The organism is Serratia sp. PAMC26656 (assembly GCF_016469055.2).
In the GTDB taxonomy this organism is placed as follows: domain Bacteria; phylum Pseudomonadota; class Gammaproteobacteria; order Enterobacterales; family Enterobacteriaceae; genus Serratia; species Serratia plymuthica.
In genome coordinates, this window is the sequence record NZ_CP150486.1 from 5,403,330 (window position 1) to 5,429,521 (window position 26,192).

Below are 26,192 nucleotides of genomic sequence, written 5' to 3' on the forward strand. Positions count from 1 at the left end.
CATGGTTCTGTAAACCATTGCTTATCCATTATTCCAACGAGGGCAGCAAGACAGCCATAATACTTATGCCATCAGTCATAACTCAGCCGAAAATCCACCGATGCCGAATAGGCACCCGCCACCAACGGCGCACGAGTGCGTTCCGGCGCCACGCTGTAGGCCAGCGTGTTCTGCCCCGGCGTCAACAACAGCGGTTGCCCGCGGCTGCCCAGCCGCACGTCCTGCCCTAATGGGTCGGTCAGGCGCAGCGCCAGCCCAGAGACGCCCTGCACCTGCACCAGTTGCGGGTTGTTAACGTCCGCCGGTGCGCTGAATCCCACCGTTACCGCCGGCTGATGTGCCGCCCAGGTCAGTGCTCCGGTGCGGCTATCGCGGCTGCTCGCCGGGCTGCGCAGGCAATCTTGTAAACGCAGCTCAAACCCCACCGGCGTGCCCCGGTCACCCACCTGTTGCAACCGACCGGTGCCGGTTTCACCCAGTTGAATATCCTGGCGCGCACTGCTCATCTCCAGCCGACAGGCGCTCTCGGTCAATGCACCGCGCACCTGCAACACGCCGTTGGCACCGTCGGTATACCAGTTATCCACCGCCTGCCCGTGAGCATTCGGCAGCAACAACAGCATCGTGCCAAGCGTGATGGGCGCCATCAGCGCCAATGCACCCAGGGTGCCGTAGTACTGCCAGTCGCGGTAACCCGGCAGGTGTTGACTCAGTGTTTTGCTTATCCGTTGCATCGTTCTTCCTCCTGTTCACCTGCCCTGACTACGGCGTTATGACTTGTTCTTTTCCGGCACTACCTGGCAGGCGCTGCCGCTGCAGCTAAAGGTCAGTTGCGGACGGCCGCCGTAATCGTTGATGTAGGTCAGTACCGGCGCGCCACCCAACGCAGCCGCGCTGACGCCCAATGACATATTGCCCTTCGGCGGCACCATCAGCGGCTCAAAACCCTTCACGCCTTCCGCACCTTTCTTGCTACCGGCATCCACTATCGTGATGTAGTACGGCGTCGGGTTATTCACCTGGTATTTGTCGCCCTGTTTTGTCAGCGTCAGTTGCTCCTGCCAAGGCGCGGCGTTCTGCTGCAACGCGATCGCCGCTGGGCGGTAGAACAGCTTGATACGCGTCTGCAACGCTATCTGCAGGGTGTTCGGCTTGTCGCTCTTCGGCGGGATTTCCCGCAGGTTGAAGTAGTACAGCGTCTCGCGGTCCTGCGGCAGCTGTTTGGCCACCGGCAGCGCCTGGATTTTTACCTGGCTCGGCTTGCCCGGCTCCACGCGCTGTACCGGCGGCAGCACCACCAGCGGGCTCTGGATTTTGTTGCCCTGTTCATCTTCCAGCCACGCCTGCGCCAGGTAAGGCAACTGCTTGTTCTGGTTGCTGATGTTCAGGCTGACCGAGTTCTGGCCGCCATCAAAAATTACCCGGGTACGGTCCAGCGCGATCGCCGCCTGCGCCTGCGGGGCCAGCAATGCGCCCAGCAGGGCGGCGGTGGTCAGGCACTGTTTATTAATGGCAAAATGCGTTTTCATAAAAAATTCTCTCTCGCTGATTCAAATAGGGTGTCGGTACGCTTACTGCGCGTCTGACTCGTCCGCCGGCAGCGCCTGGCACGGCAGCAGCAGGTTGCTTAGCGTGCTGTCCGGCAGCATTTTCGGCAGGCTGATGGCGCATTGCGCCGCGCCGCCCCAGTGCACCGTCATGCGGTCACCGGCCTGAATGCCGCTCAGATAGACGCTGCCGCCGTCGTTCACTATCCCTGTTTCCTGTTTGTTGGCGTTCATCACCGTGGCGCCGAACGGCGGCGTGCTGCCGTCCGCCAGGGTAATCACCGCCATCGCCTTCTCCCCGGCGATTACGTCAAATTTCCGGTAACCGATCGCGCCCTCGGTCAGGGTGGCCTGTACCACCGATTTGGTGGCCTCGGCGTTGTCGCCGAGCTTGTTCAGATCAATACTGGCCTGGTTGCGGTAGTAGTTGCTCACGTCCGTCACCACCGCCTTGCCGAACATGTTGGTGTTGCTGGTGCTACCATAGCCGCGCACCGGCACCCCGGCCACGCCGCCGGTATCCAGCAGCAGACGAGTCCCGCCCGGCATGCCGATGCGGTGCAGTGCGCCGCCTTGCGGTGTTACTGTGGCGCCCCCTTGCGCGGAGAAGCCCAGCGCGCTGTAGCTACCTTCCTGGTAGCTGGCGTTGGCGCTCATCTGGGCAATATCACCCTCGTGGTTGTAATAACCGCTCAGGTTGGCGCCACCGCGTGAGTGGCCCGCGCTCAGCTGGTAGTTGTTGTGCTCGTCAAGCCGGTCGTAAACCCCCACCCGGTGGGTGGTGTCGTTATGATTCGCCGTGGTGTTGTAGCTGACATTAGCGCCGTTGCCCCACGGCATCGACAGCGACATATACATACCGTCGTCATTGCTGCCGTTATACTTGTTGCGGTACCCGGCCAGCGACAGGCTCAGGTTCTTGAACCGACCGATATCGAAGTAGCGCGACAGCGTCAGGTTATAACGATCATTCACCGGCCGATCCCAGTAGGTCTGGTGGTCGTAGTTCAGGTACAAACTGACCCCCGCATCCCGGAACTGCTTGTTAAAGGTGATGGTGTACATCTCTTTGCTGTTACCCGTTCGACGCCCCTCGTAACGAGCATCCAGGTACTCGCTCATGCTCATAAAGTCTTGTTCCGAGAAGCGGTAACCGGCGAAAGTCACCTGGCTGTCCAGCTCGTCAAAGCTCTTCGAGTAGCTCAGCCGGTACGAGCCGCCGCTCAACGTGCCGCCTTGCTGCGGCAAACGCGCCCGCGATTGTGTGGCGTCAAACGACAGCGCGCCCAGCGCCATCAGGTCGCGGCCGATACCCATCGATGCCGCGTTGTAATCACCGCCGCCCAGCGCACCGCCGTACAATGACCAACCGTTGCTCACCCCCCAGGAAAACTCCCCGGTACCAAACAGCGGGCCGTTGGTGTGGTGCTGCCAGTCTGACGGCCGGCCCGCCGCAAATTTGTACCGCACCGAGCCAGGGCGGGTCAGGTACGGAATGTTGGCGGTGTTCATGGTGAACGCCTGCACGCTGCCGTCCTGCTCTTCCACCCGCACATCCAGCTCACCGGACACTGCATCGTTGATGTCCTGTATGCGGAACGGCCCAGCCGCCACCTGAGTCTCGTAAATTACCCGGCCCTGCTGGCTGATGGTTACTTTGGCGTTGGTCTTCGCCACCCCCACCACTTCCGGCGCATAACCACGCAGGTTCGGCGGCAGCATATTGTCGTCCGACACCAGGCTGGCACCGCTGAAGCGGAAGCTGTCGAACAGGCCGGAGTTAAGATAATCTTCCCCCAGCGTCAGCTTTGAGCGCAGTGACGGCAGTGCCCGGTAGAGGTAGTAGCGGCTCCAGTCCAGTTGCTGGTCGGTGCCCTGCCCGCTGCCGCTCTGGTGATTGAGTTGCCCCTGCCAGTCGGCGCGCAACCGCCATGCCCCCAGGTTGGCACCGGTGGTGCCGTTGCCGCTCAGGTTATAGCGCTGCGAGCCGTCCCGCTGCTGACGCTGAGTCTGACCATTAAGGTTGTAGTCAAACAGCAGCCCTGGAATGCCTTCATCCCAGCGCGAAGGCGGATCCCAGTCCGCCGAGGCGTACTCCAGATAAGCCTGGGGAATGCTCAGGTACAGCGCCGCAGTCGCCAGGTCACCCCGAGCCTCCATGCCCTTCAGGCTGGTAATGTCCAGACATTCGTTCTGGTGCCACCAGGTCAGTGCTTTCAGCGCATCCGCCTTTAGCCCCAGTTGATCCACCAGTGCCGGCGAAAGACAGGCCTGGCTGCCTTTCGGATCATCATCCGGCGGATAGAAAGGAACATTCTGCTCCGGCAACTCATTTTTATTGATGTGTACCGTCAGGCTGTAGGTCCCCGGCATCATGTAACCGCTACGCGAGAACTGGCTCAGGTCGATATTTTTTCGGTCATTCACATCCAGCACATCAGTATTAAACTGTATGCCGTCATCGGCATAAGTCAGCGGCACCGCCGAACTTATCGCCAGACAAATACAGGCCCTTAATAACTGAATGCGGAACCGCGTCCCTGCAGGAAAAAACACCATAGCCATCTACCCTGTTATTTAATAATTTTTATCCGCATCAGTAATAATCCAGTTTGAAGCGTACGGCAGAGGAATATCCTCCGGCCCGCAATGACTGGTTATTGCTTACCAGCCGCATGGCATAATTCAGCTGCATGGTCCCTAATGAAATATCCTCAAGCGGCAAGGGTTTCCCTGGTGTTGCAATATTTCCCCGGCCATCGGCAATTTGCAGCGCAACGCCTTTTGCATCCCCCTGCACGCCAAATAATGTGCCGTCTTTTTCACCGTCAAAAGTCACCTGAAAATGCTTCCAGTCCGGCAGTTTATTATTGGCCCGAGTTAATACGCAGTTAATTAATTCAATAGAGAACGAATGTGTTATTCCCTGGCCGTCGCGAATAATATCGGCAACGGGTATTGTTCCCATATCAATAACCTGTTCCCGACTGCCTGCTGCAATAGCACAGGCAGTATCGATAATGGCCCCTTGCATATTGATGCGTCCCCATCCCTGTGCCTTAGTGGCAGCCTGCGTTGGGGAAATAAACGTGCTGATCAATATGCAGGGAACCACTACAAAGCGAATAAGCTGATTCATTGAACACCTTTGACAAATACCTTCCTATCCCAGGAAAAATGCATGCGAGATATCTCGCATGCAAAAGACATTACACCAACGGTTGATGCTTACTGGTAAGCCAGCTTGAAATCAGCCACGGCAGTGAAATCACCTGGAACTACTGCAGCAGATGCGCCATCACCCTGCAGGTAGGCAGCGAAACGAAGTGTGTTGTTACCGTCGTTCAGCGTCTGAGTAGGTGTCGCAACGCCCAGTTTGATCGGGTTGCTTGCCATATCGGTGATAGCAATGCTGGCGCCGCTGGCGTTGCCGATGATACCCAAGCGGTCTGCGCTCGTCGCTGAAGACTTGCCGCTAAAGGTAGTGGTTACGGTTTTCATTGTGGAGGTATCACACTGTTCTAATTTAATGTCGAACGGGCGTGGCATGGATTTACCACCTTTTTTCAGTGCAACGTTCGATACTTGACCCATATCTACAGTTTGATCAACAGATTCAGGAGCAATAGAACAAGGTGCGTCAATAATTGCGCCTTTAAAAGTCACAGTACCGGCGCCCTGGTTTGCTGCTTGTGCCATCATAGAAGTTGCGCCGAAAGCCAGTACTGCCGCCATCATAATTTTGTTCAGTTTCATAAAAAGCCCTTACATTCCTTTATAAGAAGAAGATATCGATAATCAATTAACAAGTTTATTGAGTGAAGGGAGGAGAGAAAGTAGCGATTAACCTAAGCTCTTTCCTACCAACCTTATTTTCAACCAGCTCACCGCCAGCCACTACAATGTACCGCAACCGCACTCACCCCGAAACAATATAGTGTTAATCGATAAAAAAACGGGATTTAATAAAAAATAAGTGCCATTTTATATAAAAAAGCTCCAAAAATGACAGTCTTTATATAACAATACATATATTCATAAATATTTATAGACGCAACATTAATTAATATGTGACAAATAAGCAGATTAATCCTATACCCAAACCAGTCGGGTTATTGAAAAAAGAAAATTGTGATAGCAAAATCAGCTTCCCCAACCAAAAGGAAGGTTTTCGAAAATGATTTTCGTTATAAACAAGAAGATTAAATACAACGAATATGAAGGAACGCTGGAGGATATCGACAATCCAGACAATGAGATCTTACTGGTTAAACCCGCATGTAGACTTTTGTCTATCTTTGTGAGGAATAATGACATGCTCATTAAGCGCAAACAGCTGCTTGATGAGGTGTGGGAGGATTATGGACTTAAAGCGACTGACAGTAATCTGAATAACTATATCTCAGGCCTGAGAAAATCGCTGGCTAAGATTGATACCGAAGAACTGATCATCACCTACCCAAGACAGGGATTTAAATTCGTTGCAAAAAAAATAACCCGGCAGGACCTCAACGCCGCACTGTTACAAACAGACATTATCGTGGAGAGCGATGATAAGGAAAAAATAAAACCAGAACGCTCACCGGTAGAGTTAAGGTTGCCAGTCTCGTGGTGGCGAAAAGTCTCTTTGAAAAAGGTAGGCCTTATCGCGATAATCCTCGCATTCCCGTATTTACTGAGCATGGCCTATAAGCAAATCCCAGTCAGCAACATTACCAAACTGGGGCAATACAATAACTGTGACATTTACTCAATTAAATACAACGGTATGTCACCTAAAAAAGTTGAAAGCGCGATCTCTGAGCGCTACACCTGTGAGGACAAGGCTAACATTTATTACTATTTCAATATCAAGGAAAAGGGATCACCCTCCTACGCATCGGTACTCGCCTACTGCCCACTGGATGTCTCTGCCACTTGCGAGTTAAGCTATATAAAAAGTTAGAGGAGAGGATGGGGCAGTAAAGTACGTGAGAAGGAAAAACAATAAAAATGAGCAAAAAAATCGTCGTAACAAGATAATCCCGTGCAAGATTTTACTTGCAGTCAGGTTAATAGATTACATCGCCAGGTCAGCTGATCTCTAACAACCCCATAATAGCACTCTGCTCATTCTCGAAGGCTATTATGGGACCGTTATTCAGCGAACTTTTGCTACAAAGAATGTAGAAAGCAGACCTTCACTGCTTGATCGGCCTACGGTATGGTGCAACAGCGTTGGAAACTCAGTAGCAAGGCGGGAAGTACAGCGTGCGCCACTTATAGCAGGAAATGGTGAGTCAACATTTCTCAGTAACGGCTCTACCTTACATGATGCCGTAACCCAATACCGTTCAACCGGTATTGTGATAAGGGTCGCGACGACAAACCAACGGACGAACTCCCTCGATAAAGGTTGAGCAGGCCAACGATCTCAGCCCTGAACCGCTGGTAAACCAGAACCTCTCTTAGGCTTGGTTTCTATTTACGTAAAGTACCGGTGACTTCGATACTGAGGCGCTTCTGCATGTAACCCTGTTCATTGGCACATCGCTTCGATGGGCGATCTCCCAGAGAGCTCTGCAAAGTAGTTGATGGACAGCTTGCCTGTATGGTTCGCTCAACTGTCAGAGGACAACAACAGCCCATGAGCCCACCCAGTAACGGCATAGGTGAAAGCTGCGCCAAAACGATGAGACTGACCTATAGCAATAATCCTGAAATCGGCTACTCAGCAAGGTGTAAACATTCCACCAGTCATGTTTAACATTAGGAAGAAGACCATTCTGGCCCACCTTCATTTATCATAAAAGTATCAAATTTTTAGGCAGGAAAAGTCATTTAGATATATGTAATTAGAAATACCTAATAAATCATATAAAACAAGCAGAGAAACCGTCAATTTTTGATTCCCACAACCATAAACTAAATCTATATGTAGCCTAATAGAAATAAATAAAACATATATATAAAACATACACATAAGTTATATATTAAAAAATGTTATATTTAAAACATTAACAAAGACTTATTTTAATCAAATGCTTTACAATTTTATTTTCACAATTAGAATGACCGATAGCAACAAAACCAAAGGGAATTCAATTTTAGTTTTATTACATTGATGATAGTCCTCACCCTTCTGATTTTTTGCTTAGAAAGCATCGAGCCCATGATGGCGCAGCTACTTAATCCACACTATTAACAATAGAGATTGAATTTATGCTTAAATTTAAATTAGCATCCATGGTTATTATTTCATTAGTTTCTTTTTCAGCAACCTCTGCCGTTGTTATCAATGGCGGCGTTCATGGTACCAACGGTGGACAGAATAGCGTCCACGTTGGTGAATCCGCCACAGGTAATAATACAAATGGCAAGGATGGCGCTTCCGTTTCAGTCAATAACCCACAGATTGAAAATGATGTTCAAAAAACACTTTGCGCGGATGCATTCTTAAGACAATTCATTAGCTCCTGCAAAAAATAATAAAGTGCCATCCAATATCTGAGTGGGATGTTCGGTTGCAGATCAGACCGCATAATGGGTAACACTTTTAGTATTGAACGGCTCTGATGCTCCTGTATTTACTTTTTATGGTAATCCACGAGCGTCGGGCCGTACCCAATCACATCATGCTCATCACAACTACACGTCAAAATCCGATGCCCTAGATAAGCAATGGGCCCGCTTGTATAATAATTTTCACCATAATAAAGCTTATAGATAACATCACTCTGTCATGTTATCTTGCAATACCTCATAATAGCGTTCAGAACACACTACCGAACGCTATTATGGAACAAGACTGCATTTAGGTTTTGGTGCAAATAAAAGCAGGGGCGCGGTTTCCGCTAAACACATAGTTTTTTGTATTCAGCATCTCTATTTTCAGTAAAAAATACTTGCTGTTTATGATCGGTAATGTCTGGCTTACATCGTCCTGGCCGGCATTATCCGCTGGCTGTTTTTTCATCTTTTTTACGGTAAAATAGTAATAACCGCCTCGATATTTGTAATCAGCCTCGATCATCCGTGACAGCGTATAGGTCCCCTTCACGCCGTTAGCATGCCCATTAATCATAAAGGTCGTCTCACGGAAACCGGAGGACACCAGATTGATCAGGATAACGTTTTCTTTCTTTTCCCCGTCAATGGGCCGGATGATTTTCACCACCGCTTTACATTCCGGCACGGTGTGAAAATCAAACATCAAGTAGGACATGCCCGCGATGATCAATACGGATAATACCGAGACCGCGATACAAATAGTTTTCTTATAATTGCCTTTTTTCGATAATCTCATGGGTATTCTCGCACTGAGCTTCAACCCCCTCTAACCGTGAGGCAGGGCAGTAAGATAGAAAAGATATGGCGTTATTCATGCCGGCCCTGCTGACCAACATCTTGGTGTTAAAATAATAAATGGTTGCAGGCACCTGACAGTTAAACCTTGCAGATTCAATCAGTGGTTTTACTTTTTCCAGCTCATCATCGGCATGCTTGACATAGTGTGACGTAGTTAAGAGCTCGACAGAACAGCGGTCTATCTTACCAATTTCACTGTGTTTGACAGGCTGATATCGATCAAAAAAAGGATAAGCCGTAACCATAAGGATCGCCATGGCCGCCAGCACCAGCGATACCAGGCCAGCAGGCCTCCACTTTACCGCTGCCGCAGGTGTCGGCAGGTTCTCACTCACCGAACTCTCTCCATCAATCGTGTTCACTTCAGCGGCAGAAAACATAAACCCTTGACGAGGCACAGTGACAATAATCTCACTCTCACCAAAGGAGTTGAATATCTTCCTGATCATCGAAATATAGTTATTCAGGTTGCTGTGTGAAGAAGACTTTCCATACTCATCCCAAGCATTGGACAAAAGAAACTCTCTGGTCAGCAGTAGATTGTTATTCTTCACCAACAGAGAGAGCACTCTGCATAACGTTGTGGTAAGCGTAACCGGTTCGATAGTATCATCCAGCAACTCTATCGTGGAATTATCCTCATGAAAGATAATTCTCTTGTTAATCACAAATTTCATTTATCCACTCTTATTTCATTAAAAAGCACGACAAACAAATAAAAACATCAATCTAGCCACGCCAATAAAAATAAAAACAACCTAAGAAAATTCTTAGTTATCAATGCTACAACAAAAGAACATAGGATGTCCAAGGGTATTCATGTCGTAACCCTATTCCCAGGATCTCGCCTGATGATAAAGTTTATTTTTATGCCCTGAATTAAAAGAACTTTGTTAGATAAGCCAACCAATAGTTCGCAGCACGCAAGCTCAGCAGTGTCACTCGCCGAACCTAAGCCACTCCCGCAGTCAGGTGGCTTTCTGGCTGAAAAAGCCAAGATCGCCAGACAACCTCCAAGCTGCAGATAAGACGGAAAAACCTCAGCCAGGAGAAAAGTTCATCATCACACAGTCACGAGCATACTTATCTCATACACCCCTTATCACTGACGAGCCTTTCCAGTAAATGACAAAACAATGACACCTGCCAACCCAGAGAGCCTGGCCAGCCTTGCAAAATCCCGTACCCGCTAAAGAAAACGCCTAATCTTGCAATTTGTATTCCCCATAGATAAAAAACCACTATATATATGAATACTTAAAACCTCTATAAAACAAGACAAACAAATAATTCATTAGTCACTAAATTAAAATAAAAGTAAAAAAGGATAGAGAAAACTATAAAATCAGCACAATGTCATAATTAAAGACAGAGTGGAGTTATAATGTTTATTAAAAAAAACCGGAATGATAATTTACAAAGGCTGACTTGTCCCAGTCCGAGAAAAGGTGTAAGCCACAGTATTACCAAGGACTTCATTATTTCACCGGTATTAATGCATAGGCACGCACCTGGTCTCGGGCGATTTACTTAATCAGCATTATTAAACCTTATACTATAATGGAGTCATAAAATGGATTTCCCAAGGAAATTATCCTGCCTTTCGGCAATGGTTATGCTGTGCCTCAGCGGCGGTACGGCCTTCGCTGACGCTTCCATTCAGCCGGTTGGCGGCAACGTTAATGTCACCGCCAATAATGTGCCGGTGGTAAATATCAATCAACCCGGTCAGGATGGTGTATCTCATAACCAATACAGCCAATTTGACGTGGGTAGCCAGGGCGCCGTATTGAACAATGCGCAGGGCGGCGCGCAAAGCCAACTGGCCGGTGCCATCAATGCCAACCCCAACCTGAGCGCAGGCGCCGCGAAGGTGATCCTTAATGAAATCAATTCCAGCGACAAAACGTTGCTGAATGGGATGATCGAAGTCGCCGGCCAGAAGGCGGACGTTATCGTCGCCAACCGCTCCGGTATTACCTGTAACGGCTGCGGATTTATCAATACCGGTACTGGGGTACTGACCACCGGCGAGCTGCAATTCAAAGATAAACAGTTCACCGGCTACAACGTTACCGGCGGCACGATTGCCTTCGAAGGCAAAGGGTTGCAGAAAGGTGATGTGGACTACACCGCAGTGATTGCCCGCGCTGAGAATATCAACGCCGCCGTACAAGCCAAGAGTCTGCTGGTGCTGGCAGGCAAGAAAACCGTCACCGCAGATCTGACGCGCTACACCAACCTGGAAAATAAAGAAAAATCACCCGAAGTGTTGGTTGATGTCTCACAACTCGGCGGCATGTACGCGGGTAAAATTAACCTGATCGCCAATGAAAACGGCGTTGGCGTCAATAACAACCCGCAAATCAGCCTGAGAAACAAAGGTGAACTCATGACTGATGGTGACAATTTGAGACTGTCGGCAACGAGCGTTGTAAACCAGGGAAAGATTACCTCAGGTGCCAATGCAGTGATACAAACCACAGCGCTGAACAATAGCGGTGACATAAAAGCCAACGATGTAGCGTATATCAATACCACCTCGCTTCAAAATGAGAGAAACATTAGCTCCAATAATAAATTAACCATTAACTCCACCTCTCTGACTAACAAAGCAGGTGGAGATATCACCTCTCATCAGGGTGAAATGGCGTTGAGCAGCACCTCATTCTCTAATGACGGCAATATTTCCGCACGCGGCAACATCGTTCAGACGGGAACGTCTTTTTCCAATCGCGGTAGCCTGACATCCACTCAAGGGGGAATCACGTCATCAGGCACCTCTTTTTATAATACTGGAAATATCAGCGCATATAATAACATTACCCGGACAGGAACATCCTTCAGCAATAGCGGAAAAATGGTGTCAACCCAGGGTTCCGTATTCAACAACGGCAGAGATATCAATAAGCCTGTTGTTGTCTCCCCACCACAACAACAAAACCCATGGTGGTCATCCTGGTGGTACCCACGCTGGTAACATTATTCCTCCGCCGCTTGGCGGAGGTTTTTCCTCCGATGCCAGAATTTATTATGAAAAAAAACATCCCATTGCTGCTGAGCCTCCTGCTTACAGGGGTTGCCCATGCCGATAATCTGTTATCCACATTGGAACAACAGAGTGTCAGCCAGGAAAATAAAGAGCGGAATATCCAGAATAAGCTGCAGCCTGGAGCCCATACCGTATTCACCCAACCGAGCGACACGCGCCAAGAGCCGCTCTTCTATCCGCAGGAAACCCCCTGCCTGAAGATCCGTAAGGTGCATATTGAAAGTGGTGAAATACGCCCAATCCCCGCCATTAAACGACTGGCCAAGAGCGCCGAACACCAGTGTCTGGGCGCAACGGGAATAAGCAACCTGCAGAAGGCCATACAAAATCAGTTGATTGGCGAAGGGCTGATCACCTCACGTGCGGCGGTGACAACCTACCAAGCCAAAGAAGAGACTCTCACCCTTTCTCTGATTTATGGCCGTGTCAGCAGCATCAGGCTGAGTGACGACAGTAGCGGGCATTTCAATCTGGCCAGTGTTTTTCCGCTGAAGGCCGGTGACATACTCAATATCCGCAACGTTGAACAGGGGTTGGAAAACATCAACACCCTCCCCGGCACCCAGTCCGATATCCGCATTATGCCCAGCCAAACACCGGGAGAAAGTAAAATTGAAGTGCTGCGCAAACAAGATAAATACTGGCAGTTAGCGTCCTGGGTCGATAACTCGGGCACCAAAGCCACGGGCCGCTATCAGGGTGGTGCCGCGCTTTTCCTCAATAATCTGACATCGCTTAACGATACCCTCTACGTATCGCGCTCACAGAATATTGAACGTTCTGATACCCGTGGCAACAGTTCACGCGCAATATCCTACTCGCTTCCCTATGGCTTCTGGTCATTAGACCTGTTTGCGGGTAAGAGCAACTACCATCAGGGTATTCCCGGCTATGCTGTTGACTACCAATATAAAGGCAAAGCAGAAAGCCTCAGCCTGCAAATTGGCCGAACGGTATCACGCGGCGCTCGGTACAAAACCACGCTCAACGCGCAGTTATTGGAACGGGATTATCATTATTTTATTAATGACACGGAAATAGACCTTCAGCGTAAACGCTTAACCAATATAAAAATCGGCGCCAAACACCTGCACTATATCGATGATGCAAGGGTTGCGTTATCGCTGGATCTTTTGAAAAATATGCGATGGTTCCAGGCCGATCATCTCGATGGCGCCTATAACTTAAGCAGCCACATTATTAAAGCCGAAGCCAGCGTATTTAATCCCTTCATGCTATCCAACCTTTCCATGGATTATAGGGGCGGATTAATGCTGCAACTCGCCAACTATGACTTGCCTATACAGGACAAGTTAGGTATTGGAAGCCGCAATACCGTGAGGGGATTTGATGGCGAACTTAACTTGTTCGGCAACAAAGGCATCTACTGGCAAAATACGATGACCTGGAACTTAAGTTCAGTTCCGCTACAGCCCTATGTTGGCATCGATTATGGCTATGTTATGCAGAGCGAGAACGCTGTTGGGCATAAGCTGGCAGGCGGTATTGCGGGCATAAGAACTGAAAAATGGAATACCAGCCTCGATACCTTTATCGGCACGCCCCTCTATAAACCCCAGGGTTTCGCTACCAGCTCCATGAATATCGGTTTTTCACTGGTATGGCGATATTAATGATAGAGATAAGGTCAGGCGCTTCAACACCCTGACCTTTTTATATCTATTCGGAGATGTCAAAAAACCGGGGCCAGCTTAACGGGCCGGGTTGAAATGATCCCTGATAAACACCGGCAGGTCGTTTGACGGCGGCGTAAAGGGCACCTGGTACATCATGTCGCCGACAAAGCCCCGGTGATAGGTGGCGTGATTCACGAGGTGCAGCACGATTTCCTCTCGCGTCATCACGCCTTCTCCGCCCCCAACAAACTCGAAATGGACGGCCTTTACCAGATCCTCGTTTGACCAGCTATCCACCAGATCGATATACCAGCGGTCCATTTCCTGCACCGCCTGCCACAAATCCTCAAACGCCGGCGTATGCTCGGTATTGCGCGCGGTATAGCCGTGCTTTTTCCCCTGCAGATGGTGTCTGAAGATATCGTCCACCACGTAGGTATGGTTTAACGTATGCACCATATTGCCAAACCGCGTCGGGCGCGGTTTCAGGGCTTCGCCCTCCGGCAGAGACCTGACGTTGCTGAACGTCAATGCATCCGCCCAGGCTTTGTAACGCACCAGCATTTTCAACGTGTTGAGGGCCGAGGCCGTCGGCGCAGTCTGAACGGCCATTTCACTGAGAAGCGAGTTATTCGTAACCACTGACATGCTGTGAACTCCTGATTTCAACATTTAACGTTTTAAAAAAAAGTGTCGATTACCCTGCGCCAGTCTCCAGATTGTGCATCAAAAAAACCAGGTTACATCAGCACCTGGCTTTTTTATTTCATCACTGACAGCCCATACCTTTTTCACTGAGCTCGGGGGCACGCCATATTTGGCGGAAAATGCCCGCGAAAACGCCTCCACACTGCCAAATCCAACCTGATAGGCCACCTGCTTGACGCTTCGCCCCGACATCAGCGCTTTTCTGCCCAACGTTAAACGCCATGCCGTGAGATAGGCGCCCGGCGTTTCCCCCACAATCGTCCCGAATCGTTCGATAAAATGGCTGCGCGACATGCCGGCGATCTGCGCCAGCCTTTCAACCGACCATTTGCAGGCCGGCTCGTCATGCATGGCGACCAGGCTGCGGTGAAGGGCGGGATGGGCCAACCCGGCCAACATGCCGGCTTTCACCGCACCGGCGGCAATAGCGCGCCGGATGACCAACACAATGATGACTTCGCACAACCGGTCCTGCACCGACACCGTTCCACAACGGGGAGATTGCGCTTCGCCAATAAACAAATCGGCCACGCCCTGCAGCGCCGGTGTATCCGCCAGCAAGAAATCCATTCTGTCGGGCAAGGTGCCGACCAGCGGGTTCAGCTCGCCGGAAAAATCGACGTCGGCACTGACGATGACCGCAAACTCACCTTCCGGCGGTGGCCCGCCTGCGACGTTAAAACGGATATGTGATGCCCCTTCTCCCGCCACACACGCAGCGACGTAGAGGTTGGCATGGTCTGTCGGGCCGGAAAGCACCCTGGCTTTCAGATCAAAGGCCCTGAGAAAGGCGGCCAGCCGGTCATGCTTGTGCATATTCGTACTATTCATCATGAAATTTGGACATTGTCCGTCAGAAAGTACGCTAGTTTGCAGGCAACCGTCAAAACCTCATGGAGCCCCCCACATGCGCATCGCGTTACTGCATACCTTTGAAACCAATATTGCAATATTTACTCAGGCCGCGTCCCGGCTCGGCTTGCCTGCAGATTCACTGGTGCACGCCGTTCGCGCCGATCTGCGTGCCGCAGCGGAAGCGGGAGCGCCAGATCTGGAACAACAGGTCTGCGCCGCACTTGAAACACTCAGCCAAACTGCCGATGTGGTGGTGCTGACCTGTTCAACGCTCTCCGGCGCCGCCAGAGCGCTCGCCGCAACCTCGCCAGTCCCGATACTCAGAGCGGACTACGCTCTGGCGCAAAGGGCGCTGCAGGCGAGTGATTCGATCATAGCCCTGTGCGCCACAGAAACCTCGGCGTTGTATACGCAACGCCTGTTTGAAGAAGCAGGTAAGCGCGCCGCCCAAAGGGTTGAAGTCCAGGTTGTCCCTGACTGTGGCTTGCAGCTGCAGCGCGGTAATACCCAAGCGGCCCTGCTGCTTACGGCACTGGCTGCGGAACAGGCCAGCCAACAAGGAGCCACCGAAGTGGTGCTGATGCACCCGTGGATGGAGGGAGCCTTGGCCACGATGGCAACCGACCGGGTTCCCCTGTCCAGCGCCCCGGTTAGCCTGTCGGCCGCATTGAATATTCTCCAGGCCACCTCTGCCGACTAAACCCGGCCCCCGTTCCTCTATCAGACCGGGGTCATGCTCCGGCCTGCTTAATTTCACTTCATTTACCCTTCTCTCCGGCACAACCCCGTATTTTCTGCCATGATTTTGCCTGTTAAATTAGCAGGCCTTATGCAGACTTCCGTTACTTCTGGAGAGCACCGATGCTGTTCACTTTTTTTAAAAACGCCGCGTGGGCATTTTTTGCGCTGGTCATCGTTCAATCCAGCGCGCTAAGTTTCACTCTGGAAGTGACAGGCAATATCGAAAACACCACCGAACCGGCAAAAAAAAGTTATCTGTTTACCGATAAGCAACTGTTGACGATGCCGGTGCACAGCATCACCACCTCAACCTCCTGGACGCCGCAAAGAAAGTTCGAAGGGGTGGCCGTGGCGGATATTTTGGCTCGCGTGGGGGCCAAAGGCAGTACGCTGACGTTTCATGCGCTGAACGATTATTACATCGACGTGCCGCTGTCCGACGTCGAGAATTACCATATAATTTTGGCCTACAAGATGGACGGCGAAATGCTGAAGATTAGAAACTTCGGACCGCTGTTTTTGGTTTATCCAAGGGATGCTGCAGGGCCTGAGTTAAATTCCCCGCTCTACAACTCGCGCTTTATCTGGCAAGTGGACAGGATTGTAATTAAATGAAGCTTAAAGGATTTAAAAGCGGCAGCAGGTTGGCAATTCCAGCGATTTTTGCCGCGCTTTTTTTGGTTGCCTCCACGGTAACGCTGTATTACTACAGCGCCACCTTGTCAAAGAAAGGTCTGTATGCCATTGCCGGCACGCAGGAAAATTACTCCTGGTCGATCGCTAAATTCTCCATCAAGCTGGCCGAATTTGACACCCTGGTCGAACAACAGAAAAACGCGCCTCGGGTGGATAGCGAAGATCTCAGGCTTAAATTTGAAATCCTTTATTCCCGCTTTTACGTGCTGGAAACGGTATCCGAATCCACGCAACCGCTGTATGCCGAACCGGGTTACCCTGAAGTGGTCACCCAAATGCGCCGGCAAATGGATCAAATTGATACGTTGCTGAACAGCCCGGCGATTGACTTCACCCGCATTTCGCAGGCCATGAAGCAAATCAAGCCTTACTCGATTGAGATGGCCAACCTGACCGATCACGCCGAAGTGAAGCAGCGTACCGTCGCCTATGAAGACTATATCGAAAAGCGGCATATCATTTTTTATGGTCTGGTGATCGTGATGTTCTCGGTGATCGCCCTGATTGCCATCACCCTGATTGTGTTGCGCCAGCAGCGCCTGACCATCCGGCAACAGGCCAAAGCGATTGAGGCGGAGAAAGCCACCCGCACCAAAAATGCCTTTCTCGGGGCCATCGGCCACGAGTTGCGTACCTCGTTGCAAAGCATCATGTCCGCCATTGACGTGTTGGTGAATACTAAGGTGTCGGCCGAACATGCGGATACCTTCCAGCGGCTGGAAACTGCCGCGCAGCAGGTTGAAAGCCAGATGAAGGACCTGACCGATTATGCCCATCTGGACAGCGGTATGATGGAATTGCGCATAGTACCGTTCGACGCCCAACGGTTGATCGATGAAACGGCAAATGAAATCACCACGCTGAGCCAGAAAGATCGGGTTACGCTACTGTGCGAGGTTGAGTGCGGCCACCAGCAAATATATTCCGATCCGCTGCGTATCAGGCAGATTATCGTCAATCTGCTGACCAACGCCTACAAATACACCGAAAACGGCACCATCACGCTGCACAGTTGCCTGCGGCGGCAACCTACCGGCAGCGCGTTGATTATCGAAGTCACCGACACCGGTATCGGCATCGAAAAAGAGATGCTCGACCAGATATTCAGGCCCTTTACCCAGCTTGATCAGTCGCACACCCGTCAGTATGGCGGCGTCGGCATGGGGTTGGCGATTGTGCACGGGCTGGTGACGCTGCTCAACGGCACCATTACCGTCTACAGCGAAATCAAAAAAGGCAGCACCTTTATCGTCAGCATCCCTGTCGAGATCGGCGATGAAGAAGAACCAGGTGCAATACCGGCGCAGCACCCCGGCCAGGTGCAGAAACAGCAGCATATTCTGGTGGTGGATGACAACAAGTCGGTGAGTGACGCCTTTGCGGCGCTGTTGGACAAGCTGGGTTACCGGCACGAGCTGTGTAACTCGCCTGAACGGGCGCTGCAAAAGCTGTTCCGGCGCCCTTACGACGCGCTGCTGCTGGACCTGCAAATGCCCGGCATCGATGGCGCCGCGCTGGCCAAACAGCTGCGCAGCCGCCGCGGCCCCAACCGACAGGTGCCAATTATCGGCATCAGCGCCTACACCCCGGAACAACTGTCTGCCGAACAGCGGGCGCTGTTCGATAACTATTTAATGAAGCCGGTACGGTTAGACGCGCTGTCCACCGCGTTGGCTTCGCTGTTCACCGCTAAAGATTAAAGCACCGCAACAAAGCGGCTTCGATGACGTGAAGCCGCACCGGTTTTTCATAGGGGCCGAGCACGTCATAGTCACGCATCGCTTTAGCGATTTCCGACTCGCGCAGATCGGTGCCCAACTGGCCGGTTAGTACCAGCACCGGCGCATCCGGGTTGTCGGAGCTGCGAATGGTTTCAATGCATTTATCCGCCGTTTCCTCGCCGATCAACCAGTCGACCACATAACCGTCGAACAGGCTTTGTTGCAGCGCCTGGCAAAAACTGCTGACGTCGTAGAAGGCCACCGCCGTGAAGCCGCAGCCATCGAGGTATTTCGCCAGCTCATCCGCCGCCTGGTGCGAATCATCCAGCACCGCAATGCTCAAACGCTCATCATCGGTATGGCTCGGGCGGATCTCGATCAATTCAACCCAGAAGCGTTTGCCCAACGGCGCATCGTCCGCCCGGTAAATCTGCCATTGTTGGTCCGGCTTCAGCGCCACGAACTCCGCCTGTCGCCCTGCCGGCAGCTCATCGCCGATATGACCGACACAGGGAATTTCCGCACCTGCCACAAAAAAGATGGCATCCTGCGCCATAGTTTGCGCCGCTGCCTCCTGTTCCGCGCCCATGTCCGCGATAGCCGCCGGTGTTTCCCCCAATGCAGCGGCCACGCTGTTGATCTGTTCCAGCGTCCAGGGGCTTTGCCCTTTCAGTTTTCGATGCGCATGCGAAAAACTCAGGTCCAGAATGCGGCTAAGCTCTTTTGCATGCTGCCGCTTGCCAATGCCGTAATGCAACAACAGTTCCCTGACCCGGTTTGCAATCGACAACGAATCGAATTTGTGGTGATTGTTATCCATTTTTCCCTTCGATTTTTATGCTTATTTATTAGTTGTTTTAATTATGAATTATGAAGAAGCACGCTCAAAACATTGCATACCATGCAATCTTAATTTAAAAACGTTGCTTGACATACCATGTTCTATGGTCAAACATGGTATCAAAAGACACATACAGCAATACACTATAAAAAATAATACTAGAACCACTTTTGATAATAACCATAATAACACCAGGGAAAATTAGTTCCGATTGCCGCTGCTGAAGGATGTATGCATTCACTCAGCCTGTAAGCAAACCGGGATTTGAGCCGTAGCGCTAATCTGTTTTACCCACTTTTGAGCCGGGATCCGCAAGGGTCCCGGTTTTTTATTGCCGTTTTTTCGCCAAACCGGGCGAGGCATCATACGGGTAGCTACCCTTGTCGTCACTGTTACCTGCCCCCGTTAGTTGCCCACAATAAAAACGGGGCCAGCAAGCTGGCCCCGTGTCTTTCAGGCAAGAAGCGTTAAAAACGCCAGGTAAAACCGGCGTTGACGCTATTGTCCTGATGGTTTTGCGACAACAGGCCGCCATAACCCAGCGACAGCGTGGCGTTTTTGTTCACCGCCACTTCCGCACTGGCCTTCAGCACTGCACCGTCACGCGATGCCGACACGCTGTTCACCACAAATGGCGAACTGCCGCCGTTGAAGCGCAACCCGGTGCCGCGATCCAGATCGCCGTACTGATGCTGCCAGCCCAGTTCGCTGCGCAGCGCGACCGCCGTCGTTTTGCTCACCTGCCACTCGGTATCGGCCCGCAGCCCCAGCGTCGAGACGGTGGCATCGGTGTGCTGCTTATCACCACGCAGCGCCGCCGCTCCGCCGTCTTCAGAGATGCCGTTGTTCTGGAAGTTGATGTACGCCAGGTTGGCGAACGGCTCCAGATTCACCCAGCCGGCCTTCACGCTGTAACCCGCTTCGGCGAACACCTGCTCGGTGCGCGCGCTGTACTTCGCGGTTTCGCGATCCGACTGCGCGCCGTAATTGACCGAGCGCATGGTATCGATACGGTGCCAGGTGTAGGCACCGCCCGCGCGCAGCGCCAGCTCACCGAACTGTTTACCGCCGTACACCGCCAGGTGGTAGTTGTCGCTGTCGGCATTCGAGCCGTAGCCGCCGTCCAGCGAGGTGCGCGTGTAACCAGTCGCGACCCCTAACCGCCATTCATCCGCCAATGCCGAGTCCAGCCCCAGCAGCACCCCGTAGGTGGATGCCTGATAACCCGTGGCGTTGGCATCCCCCGACGCATGGTCCCAGGCCCCCAGCAGCTGCGCCCAGGCACCGCCTTCGTCGTCAGCCTTGATGTCCAGTGAGGTCCCCAGCCCTTCCGCCTGCCGCAGGCGGCCGTTGAGCGCCTCACGCAGGTAGCGGCTGTCGTTGACCTGTGCCGACGCGATATCCGCGTGGATCTGCCCGGACAACTGACGGAACGCCTGCCGCGCTTCCTCCGCCGAACCGGCGTTGAGGATGCTCTCGTACACCGGGTTGCCCGCCACCAGCGCATCCGCCGCCGCTGCGACCGCACGTTCGTTCTGCGTTTGCGCCACGCTGGCGAAACGGGTGTCGTTGCGCCCCACATTCAGCGTCACCTGATGAGGCTGATAGCTCAGCCCGGTGCCCAGGAACAGATAATTCGGTGCCACCGCGTCAAACTGCCCGCTGACGCCCTGATCCGCCGTCAGGATGTTGTACTGCTGGCCGAGCAGGCTGCGCACTTCGCTTTGCGATAACAAATTAGGGCTGTTCTCCAGCGAGACCGCCACCTCGCCACCGGTGATCGTCGCCGATCCGCCGCTGTGGATCCGATCGCTCTGGCCGTTCGGCGCCACTTCCACCGCATAGCGCGAACCCGACTCGAAGCTGACGTTGTTGGCCACATTGAGCGTGCCGATCGAGTTGCCCGGCGCCACGGTGCCGCCACGGCGGGCGGTCAGCGAACCGACGCTGCCGGAACCGCCCAGAATACCGGCGTTCTGCACCGTCACCGCCGAGGTGACCGAACCGTTGATTGCCAACACGCCATGATTAACCAGCGTCGGGCCGGCGTAAGTATTAGCCCCGGTCAGCACCAGCGCGCCCGCCCCCTCTTTGGTCAGGCCGCCGTGGCCGGAAATGTTATTTGAGTACACTTCCCAACCGCAGTGGAAGTCATCACAAATGCGCGCATGCAACGTGCCTTGATCGACCTCCGCCCCCAGACCGGGAATATTGGCGACAAACTGCGTTGAACCGTAAGCCACGCCCGCCGGATCGGGAATACGGAACTCCTGCGGGATATCTTCAACGGTATAGAACATCCCCGGCCCATTAATCGCTTTGCCCAGGTTGATCATCCCCCAGCCATACAGCGCATCGATACCCGGCGCGCCCATATCCGTGGCGGTGGTTTTCAGCACGTCGGCAATTTGCGCCGACGTCATATACGGGAAACGCTGCAGCAATACAGCGACCGCGCCGGTCACGTGCGGCGTCGCCATTGAGGTACCGTTTTTATTGCCGTAGTCCGAGACCAATTGATTCGGATCTGAACCGTTAGCCACGGTGCTGTAAATTTTACTGCCCGGCGACGAGACGCAGAAACTGGCGGTATAACCGCAGCGCGAAGAGAAACTGCTGAGGGTATAAGGCACGCTGTTGGTGGAAGCGGCATCTTGCGCGACGCTGGCAACCGAAAGCCAGTTAGGCGCAATATCCGGCACAAAATAAGCCAGGCCGCTGATCACATCCGGTTGGTTGTAGTTCCCGTCGTTACCGGCGGCAAACAGCACCAGAATGTTTTTACGGGCGGCGTCGATCGCCCCCTGATACCCCGCACCGGCCAGGCTGCCAAGCAGGGGTTTAACCTGATCAAACTGTTCTTGCGCGTCTTTTAACTCAAAATGCAGGGCATCGGGGTTTTTGCCATTGTCCGAGAGAAAATCGGGGATACTGACGCCCCAACTGTTGTTGATCACCCGTACGCCGTTGTTGATCATCGCCTGCCAACCTGCGTTGGTCACGCTGCCGTCCAGCCCGAGGAACTCGCCGTAAGCCGGGCCATCATTATCGTTGTCCACGCTGACGATCTGCGAATCAAAGGCAACGCCGTGCATGCCGGTACCGTCGCGATTGGCAGCGGTGATACCCGCCACATGGACACCGTGATTACTCAACATGCCTTGCGATCCGCTGTAAAAATGGAAAGTCCCGTCGAAGTAAAAACGATCGCCGGCATTAATTCCCGGCCGATGCGGATCGGTATAGGCGCGATAGCCTTCGGTCACCACGTTGGTCAGCTTGCCGTCGCCGGTAAATTCAGGATGCTTGTTCACCGGGGTATCGAAGATCCCCACTTTTTGCCCTTTGCCGGTATAGCCCGCCGCATAGGCCTCATCGGCATGGATCGCGCCCAACCCCCAGTTGGCATTGAATTCATCGCTGCGCCAGCTGGCCGGATCCCCGAGGTTGCCGCCCACCTCATGCGGGGCCGCCTGCGCCCCTCCCGCCGCCAGCATTGCGCACAGCAAGGCGTTCAGTTTCCAGGTTGGCGCCAATGCCGGTTTATTGTTTCCTGCAGATTGCTTCATTCCCTTATCCTTTTTGTTTTGCGTAAAACCGCCCCAGGCGGGGCGGCTGTTCCGTTGGTTTTTTTAAGATCAGAAATGCCAGGTAAAACCGGCGTTGACGCTGTTGTCCTGATGGTTTTGCGACAGCAGGCCGCCGTAGCCCAGCGACAGCGTGGCGTTTTTGTTCACCGCCACTTCCGCACTGGCCTTCAGCACCGCACCGTCACGCGATGCCGACACGCTGTTCACCACGAACGGCGAACTGCCGCCGTTGAACCGCAGCCCGGTGCCGCGATCCAGATCGCCGTACTGATGCTGCCAGCCCAGTTCGCTGCGCAGCGCGACCGCCGTCGTTTTGCTCGCCTGCCACTCGGTATCGGCCCGCAGCCCCAGCGTCGAGACGGTGGCGTCGGTGTGCTGCTTGTCACCACGCAGCGCCGCCGCTCCGCCGTCTTCAGAGATGCCGTTGTTCTGGAAGTTGATGTACGCCAGGTTGGCGAACGGCTCCAGATTCACCCAGCCGGCCTTCACGCTGTAACCCGCTTCGGCGAACACCTGCTCGGTGCGCGCGCTGTACTTCGCGGTTTCGCGATCCGACTGCGCGCCGTAATTGACCGAGCGCGTGGTATCGATACGGTGCCAGGTGTAGGCACCACCCGCGCGCAGCGCCAGCTCACCGAACTGTTTACCGCCGTACACCGCCAGGTGATAGTTGTCGCTGTCGGCGTTCGAGCCGTAGCCACCGTCCAGTGAGGTGCGGGTATAGCCGGTCGCGACCCCTAAGCGCCATTCATCCGCCAGCGCCGAGTCCAGCCCCAGCAGCACCCCGTAGGTGGATGCCTGATAACCCGTGGCGTTGGCATCGCCCGATGCATGATCCCAGGCCCCCAGCAGCTGCGCCCAGGCACCGCCTTCATCGGACTTGATGTCCGGTGAGGTCGCCAGCCCTTCCGCCTGCCGCAGGCGGCCGTTGAGCGCCTCACGCAGGTAGCGGCTGTCGTTGACCTGCGCCGACGCGATATCCGCGTGGATCTGCCCGGACAACTGACGGAACGCCTGTCGCGCTTCCCCCGCCGAATCGGCGTTGAGGATGCTCTCGTACACCGGGTTGCCCGCCACCAGCGCATCCGCCGCCGCTGCGACCGCACGTTCGTTCTGCGTTTGCGCCACGCTGGCGAAACGGGTGTCGTTGCGCCCCACATTCAGCGTCACCTGATGAGGCTGATAGCTCAGCCCGGTGCCCAGGAACAGATAATTCGGTGCCACCGCGTCAAACTGCCCGCTGACGCCCTGATCCGCCGTCAGGATGTTGTACTGCTGGCCGAGCAGGCTGCGCACTTCGCTTTGCGATAACAAATTAGGGCTGTTCTCCAGCGAGACCGCCACCTCGCCACCGGTGATCGTCGCCGATCCGCCGCTGTGGATCCGATCGCTCTGGCCGTTCGGCGCCACTTCCACCGCATAGCGCGAACCCGACTCGAAGCTGACGTTGTTGGCCACATTGAGCGTGCCGATCGAGTTGCCCGGCGCCACGGTGCCGCCACGGCGGGCGGTCAGCGAACCGACGCTGCCGGAACCGCCCAGAATACCGGCGTTCTGCACTGTCACCGCCGAGGTGACCGAACCGTTGATCGCCAACACGCCATGATTAACCAGCGTCGGGCCGGCGTAAGTATTAGCCCCGGTCAGCACCAGCGCGCCCGCTCCCTCTTTGGTCAGGCCGCCGTGGCCGGAGATAGCATTGCTCCAGACGTCCAGCCCGCAGTGAACATCGTCGCATACCCGCTCAGTCGGTTTGCCCTTGTCCAGTACCGCGCCGATGCCCGGCAAATTCACCACAAACTGCTCCGGGCCATAGGCGCCGCTGACGCGGAACTCCTCTGGAATATCCTGCTCGGTGACAAACATGCCCGGGCCGTGGATCGCTTTACCCAGATCGATCATCCCCCAACCAAACAGCGCATCGATACCCGGTGCGCCCATATCGACGGTGGTGGTCTTCAGTACCGAAGCGACCTGCGCGCCGGTCATGTACGGGAAGCGCTCCATCAGCACCGCAATGCTGCCGGCCACGTGCGGAGCCGCCATCGAGGTGCCGCTGTATTTGGCGTAACCCGTGGTCAGATTCTCCAGGCTGTTGCCTTCAATGATCGAGCTGTAAACCTTGCTGCCCGGCGCGGCAACGCAGAAGCTGGCGGTGTAACCGCAGCGTGATGAGAAGGTGCTGATGCTGTAGTCGCCGGTGTTGGTCGGATCCTGCAAACTGGCGACGGAAAGCCAGTTGGGGGCAATCTCCGGCACGAAATAGGCCAGCCCGGCCATCGCATCCGGGTTATTCAGGTTGTAGTCATTACCGGCGGCAAAAATGGTGACGATGCCGCTGCGCGCCGCATCGATAGCGCCCTGATAGGCACCACCGGCTTTGGTGCCCAGTATCTGTTTGATTTGATCGAACTGTTTCTGCGCGTCGGCGAGAGTGAAGTGGGGGTAAGCCGGATCCTTGCCGCCCTCATCGAACTTCTCGGTGATGCCGATACCCCAGCTGTTATTGATGATGCGCGCACCGCTGGCGATCAACGCATCCCAACCGGCTTGGTACACCGCGCCGTCGTTGCCGAGAATAATGCCGTCTTCCGGCCCCGGGTCGCCGTTTTCCGCGCTGATGATTTGCGCATTGAACGCCACACCGTGCATCTCGCCACCATCGCGATTACCGGCGGCGATACCGCCCACGTGGGTGCCATGTGAGCCAAGCGTGCCGTCTGAATCCACGCTCGGCGTACCGTCATAACGGAATGCGTCGCCTTTCTTCACCGGGATGTAAGGATCGGTGTACTCGCGGATGCCGGTCGTGACCAGGTTGATCACCTTACCCGGGCTGGCAAACTCCGGATGTTGGGCATACACCGGCTGATCGAAAATACCGAGCTTAACGCCTTTTCCGGTATAACCGGCGGCGTAGGCCTGCTCGGCATGGATCGCACCCAGCCCCCATTCAGCGTTGAATTCATTACTGCGCCAACTGGCCGGATCGCCCTGCCTGCCGCTCTCGACATAGGGTGCGGCCTGCGCTCCGCCAATCGCCGCCAGACATAAAAGCACTGCGCTCCATTGCGCGCGATTCACGCCAATTTCAGGCCAGCCAAAGGCTGTCCGAGCAGGCTTGAGTCCTCTACGTTTATTTTCCATCCCAGATACCATCCATTGTTGTTTGCAAATGTTTTATTGGTTTTTTTGTGTAACAGTTTCGTAACACCAAATAAATAAAGCACAACAATCTCAAGCACGCCTAATGGGTCAATAGCGCAATCGCCTGGCTGAGGTCGATAACCGTTATGTCAAAGAGAGGGGATGCATAAGGATTTCAAATGACCAGAAATGGCCGGAGAGAGCGTTTTAATTGCAACGGATAAAAATATAATTCAATGATAAATATGGATAATATAAAAATAAAAAGGCCAAGAGCTATTTCCCCTTAGGCCTATTAAAAAAGCTTACC

The 26,192-nt window shown here is 53.4% G+C and carries 19 protein-coding genes; 7 read left to right on the forward strand and 12 right to left on the reverse strand.

What is annotated here, in order from left to right:
- Nucleotides 1–71: 71 nt before the first annotated feature.
- The 5 genes from JEM67_RS26310 to JEM67_RS26330 all read right to left on the reverse strand — a co-directional run bounded on the left by JEM67_RS26310 (nt 72) and on the right by JEM67_RS26330 (nt 5,303).
- Nucleotides 72–734 (reverse strand): fimbrial protein, encoded by a 663-nt coding sequence (locus JEM67_RS26310; protein ID WP_199638695.1) that lies wholly within the window; start codon nt 732–734, stop codon nt 72–74.
- A 36-nt stretch (nt 735–770) separates the two neighbouring features.
- Nucleotides 771–1,529, reverse strand: a complete 759-nt coding sequence (locus JEM67_RS26315; protein ID WP_199638697.1) for a fimbria/pilus periplasmic chaperone — start codon at nt 1,527–1,529, stop codon at nt 771–773.
- 42 nt (nt 1,530–1,571) lie between these two features.
- Nucleotides 1,572–4,106 (reverse strand): outer membrane usher protein, encoded by a 2,535-nt coding sequence (locus tag JEM67_RS26320; protein ID WP_199638699.1) that lies wholly within the window; start codon nt 4,104–4,106, stop codon nt 1,572–1,574.
- Nucleotides 4,107–4,143: 37 nt separating this feature from the next.
- Nucleotides 4,144–4,686, reverse strand: coding sequence for a fimbrial protein (locus JEM67_RS26325; protein WP_199638701.1), 543 nt, complete (start codon nt 4,684–4,686; stop codon nt 4,144–4,146).
- Nucleotides 4,687–4,775: 89 nt separating this feature from the next.
- Nucleotides 4,776–5,303: a fimbrial protein gene (locus JEM67_RS26330; RefSeq protein ID WP_199638703.1), complete on the reverse strand. Its 528-nt coding sequence runs from the start codon at nt 5,301–5,303 to the stop codon at nt 4,776–4,778.
- 421 nt (nt 5,304–5,724) lie between these two features.
- Between JEM67_RS26330 and JEM67_RS26335 the strand changes: the two genes are divergently transcribed.
- Nucleotides 5,725–6,492, forward strand: coding sequence for a transcriptional regulator (locus JEM67_RS26335; protein WP_199638705.1), 768 nt, complete (start codon nt 5,725–5,727; stop codon nt 6,490–6,492).
- A 1,256-nt stretch (nt 6,493–7,748) separates the two neighbouring features.
- The gene (locus JEM67_RS26340) at nt 7,749–8,015 is read left to right on the forward strand and encodes a hypothetical protein (protein ID WP_199638707.1); all 267 of its coding nucleotides are present in this window, start codon (nt 7,749–7,751) and stop codon (nt 8,013–8,015) included.
- 325 nt (nt 8,016–8,340) lie between these two features.
- On the opposite strand, the gene JEM67_RS26345 is transcribed toward JEM67_RS26340, so the two are convergent.
- Both JEM67_RS26345 and JEM67_RS26350 read right to left on the reverse strand, forming a co-directional pair.
- Nucleotides 8,341–8,832 (reverse strand): hypothetical protein, encoded by a 492-nt coding sequence (locus JEM67_RS26345; protein ID WP_199638709.1) that lies wholly within the window; start codon nt 8,830–8,832, stop codon nt 8,341–8,343.
- A complete protein-coding gene (locus JEM67_RS26350) occupies nt 8,804–9,571 on the reverse strand; it encodes a winged helix-turn-helix domain-containing protein (RefSeq protein WP_199638710.1) in 768 nt (255 codons plus the stop codon). Before JEM67_RS26350 ends, JEM67_RS26345 begins: the two co-directional genes overlap by 29 nt.
- A gap of 896 nt (nt 9,572–10,467) precedes the next feature.
- Between JEM67_RS26350 and JEM67_RS26355 the strand changes: the two genes are divergently transcribed.
- Complete coding sequence (locus tag JEM67_RS26355; protein WP_199638712.1) at nt 10,468–11,874, forward strand: filamentous hemagglutinin N-terminal domain-containing protein; 1,407 nt, start codon at nt 10,468–10,470, stop codon at nt 11,872–11,874.
- 53 nt (nt 11,875–11,927) lie between these two features.
- Nucleotides 11,928–13,580 carry a ShlB/FhaC/HecB family hemolysin secretion/activation protein gene (locus JEM67_RS26360; RefSeq protein WP_199638736.1) on the forward strand — a complete coding sequence of 551 codons (1,653 nt, stop codon included), beginning with the start codon at nt 11,928–11,930 and terminating at the stop codon, nt 13,578–13,580.
- A 78-nt stretch (nt 13,581–13,658) separates the two neighbouring features.
- On the opposite strand, the gene JEM67_RS26365 is transcribed toward JEM67_RS26360, so the two are convergent.
- Together JEM67_RS26365 and JEM67_RS26370 are read right to left on the reverse strand one after the other, a co-directional pair.
- Complete coding sequence (locus JEM67_RS26365; protein WP_199638714.1) at nt 13,659–14,231, reverse strand: DinB family protein; 573 nt, start codon at nt 14,229–14,231, stop codon at nt 13,659–13,661.
- A 78-nt stretch (nt 14,232–14,309) separates the two neighbouring features.
- Nucleotides 14,310–15,107, reverse strand: a complete 798-nt coding sequence (locus tag JEM67_RS26370) for a helix-turn-helix transcriptional regulator (RefSeq protein WP_199638716.1) — start codon at nt 15,105–15,107, stop codon at nt 14,310–14,312.
- Between the two features lie 91 nt (nt 15,108–15,198).
- On the opposite strand from JEM67_RS26370, the gene JEM67_RS26375 reads away from it, so the two are divergent.
- The 3 genes from JEM67_RS26375 (at nt 15,199) to JEM67_RS26385 (ending at nt 18,283) form a co-directional block, all read left to right on the forward strand.
- Entirely contained in the window at nt 15,199–15,846 is a 648-nt protein-coding gene (locus JEM67_RS26375) for a hypothetical protein (protein ID WP_199638718.1), read from the forward strand.
- A 161-nt stretch (nt 15,847–16,007) separates the two neighbouring features.
- A complete protein-coding gene (locus JEM67_RS26380) occupies nt 16,008–16,502 on the forward strand; it encodes a molybdopterin-dependent oxidoreductase (RefSeq protein ID WP_199638720.1) in 495 nt (164 codons plus the stop codon).
- The gene (locus JEM67_RS26385) at nt 16,499–18,283 is read left to right on the forward strand and encodes an ATP-binding response regulator (RefSeq protein WP_199638722.1); all 1,785 of its coding nucleotides are present in this window, start codon (nt 16,499–16,501) and stop codon (nt 18,281–18,283) included. Before JEM67_RS26380 ends, JEM67_RS26385 begins: the two co-directional genes overlap by 4 nt.
- Here the strand turns inward: JEM67_RS26385 and JEM67_RS26390 are convergent.
- From JEM67_RS26390 to JEM67_RS26400, 3 genes are all read right to left on the reverse strand, one after another.
- On the reverse strand, nt 18,273–19,124 hold the full coding sequence (locus JEM67_RS26390) for a helix-turn-helix domain-containing protein (protein WP_013814950.1): 852 nt from the start codon (nt 19,122–19,124) through the stop codon (nt 18,273–18,275). The genes JEM67_RS26385 and JEM67_RS26390 overlap by 11 nt on opposite strands.
- 488 nt (nt 19,125–19,612) lie before the next feature.
- Nucleotides 19,613–22,714 (reverse strand): autotransporter outer membrane beta-barrel domain-containing protein, encoded by a 3,102-nt coding sequence (locus JEM67_RS26395; protein ID WP_426406341.1) that lies wholly within the window; start codon nt 22,712–22,714, stop codon nt 19,613–19,615.
- A gap of 69 nt (nt 22,715–22,783) precedes the next feature.
- Nucleotides 22,784–25,882, reverse strand: a complete 3,099-nt coding sequence (locus JEM67_RS26400; protein ID WP_426406342.1) for an autotransporter outer membrane beta-barrel domain-containing protein — start codon at nt 25,880–25,882, stop codon at nt 22,784–22,786.
- Nucleotides 25,883–26,192 lie beyond the last annotated feature (310 nt).

Excerpts from the sequence above, each read along its gene's own strand:
- JEM67_RS26385 (WP_199638722.1), top strand. The coding sequence starts at position 16,499 with ATGAAGCTTAAAGGATTTAAAAGCGGCAGCAGGTTGGCAATTCCAGCG.
- JEM67_RS26315 (WP_199638697.1), bottom strand. The coding sequence starts at position 1,529 with ATGAAAACGCATTTTGCCATTAATAAACAGTGCCTGACCACCGCCGCC.
- JEM67_RS26325 (WP_199638701.1), bottom strand. The coding sequence starts at position 4,686 with ATGAATCAGCTTATTCGCTTTGTAGTGGTTCCCTGCATATTGATCAGC.
- JEM67_RS26340 (WP_199638707.1), top strand. The coding sequence starts at position 7,749 with ATGCTTAAATTTAAATTAGCATCCATGGTTATTATTTCATTAGTTTCT.
- JEM67_RS26355 (WP_199638712.1), top strand. The coding sequence starts at position 10,468 with ATGGATTTCCCAAGGAAATTATCCTGCCTTTCGGCAATGGTTATGCTG.
- JEM67_RS26370 (WP_199638716.1), bottom strand. The coding sequence starts at position 15,107 with ATGCACAAGCATGACCGGCTGGCCGCCTTTCTCAGGGCCTTTGATCTG.
- JEM67_RS26380 (WP_199638720.1), top strand. The coding sequence starts at position 16,008 with ATGCTGTTCACTTTTTTTAAAAACGCCGCGTGGGCATTTTTTGCGCTG.
- JEM67_RS26400 (WP_426406342.1), bottom strand. The coding sequence starts at position 25,882 with ATGGAAAATAAACGTAGAGGACTCAAGCCTGCTCGGACAGCCTTTGGC.
- JEM67_RS26320 (WP_199638699.1), bottom strand. The coding sequence starts at position 4,106 with ATGGTGTTTTTTCCTGCAGGGACGCGGTTCCGCATTCAGTTATTAAGG.
- JEM67_RS26345 (WP_199638709.1), bottom strand. The coding sequence starts at position 8,832 with ATGAGATTATCGAAAAAAGGCAATTATAAGAAAACTATTTGTATCGCG.
- JEM67_RS26390 (WP_013814950.1), bottom strand. The coding sequence starts at position 19,124 with ATGGATAACAATCACCACAAATTCGATTCGTTGTCGATTGCAAACCGG.
- JEM67_RS26335 (WP_199638705.1), top strand. The coding sequence starts at position 5,725 with ATGATTTTCGTTATAAACAAGAAGATTAAATACAACGAATATGAAGGA.
- JEM67_RS26360 (WP_199638736.1), top strand. The coding sequence starts at position 11,928 with ATGAAAAAAAACATCCCATTGCTGCTGAGCCTCCTGCTTACAGGGGTT.
- JEM67_RS26375 (WP_199638718.1), top strand. The coding sequence starts at position 15,199 with ATGCGCATCGCGTTACTGCATACCTTTGAAACCAATATTGCAATATTT.
- JEM67_RS26350 (WP_199638710.1), bottom strand. The coding sequence starts at position 9,571 with ATGAAATTTGTGATTAACAAGAGAATTATCTTTCATGAGGATAATTCC.
- JEM67_RS26310 (WP_199638695.1), bottom strand. The coding sequence starts at position 734 with ATGCAACGGATAAGCAAAACACTGAGTCAACACCTGCCGGGTTACCGC.
- JEM67_RS26330 (WP_199638703.1), bottom strand. The coding sequence starts at position 5,303 with ATGAAACTGAACAAAATTATGATGGCGGCAGTACTGGCTTTCGGCGCA.
- JEM67_RS26395 (WP_426406341.1), bottom strand. The coding sequence starts at position 22,714 with ATGAAGCAATCTGCAGGAAACAATAAACCGGCATTGGCGCCAACCTGG.
- JEM67_RS26365 (WP_199638714.1), bottom strand. The coding sequence starts at position 14,231 with ATGTCAGTGGTTACGAATAACTCGCTTCTCAGTGAAATGGCCGTTCAG.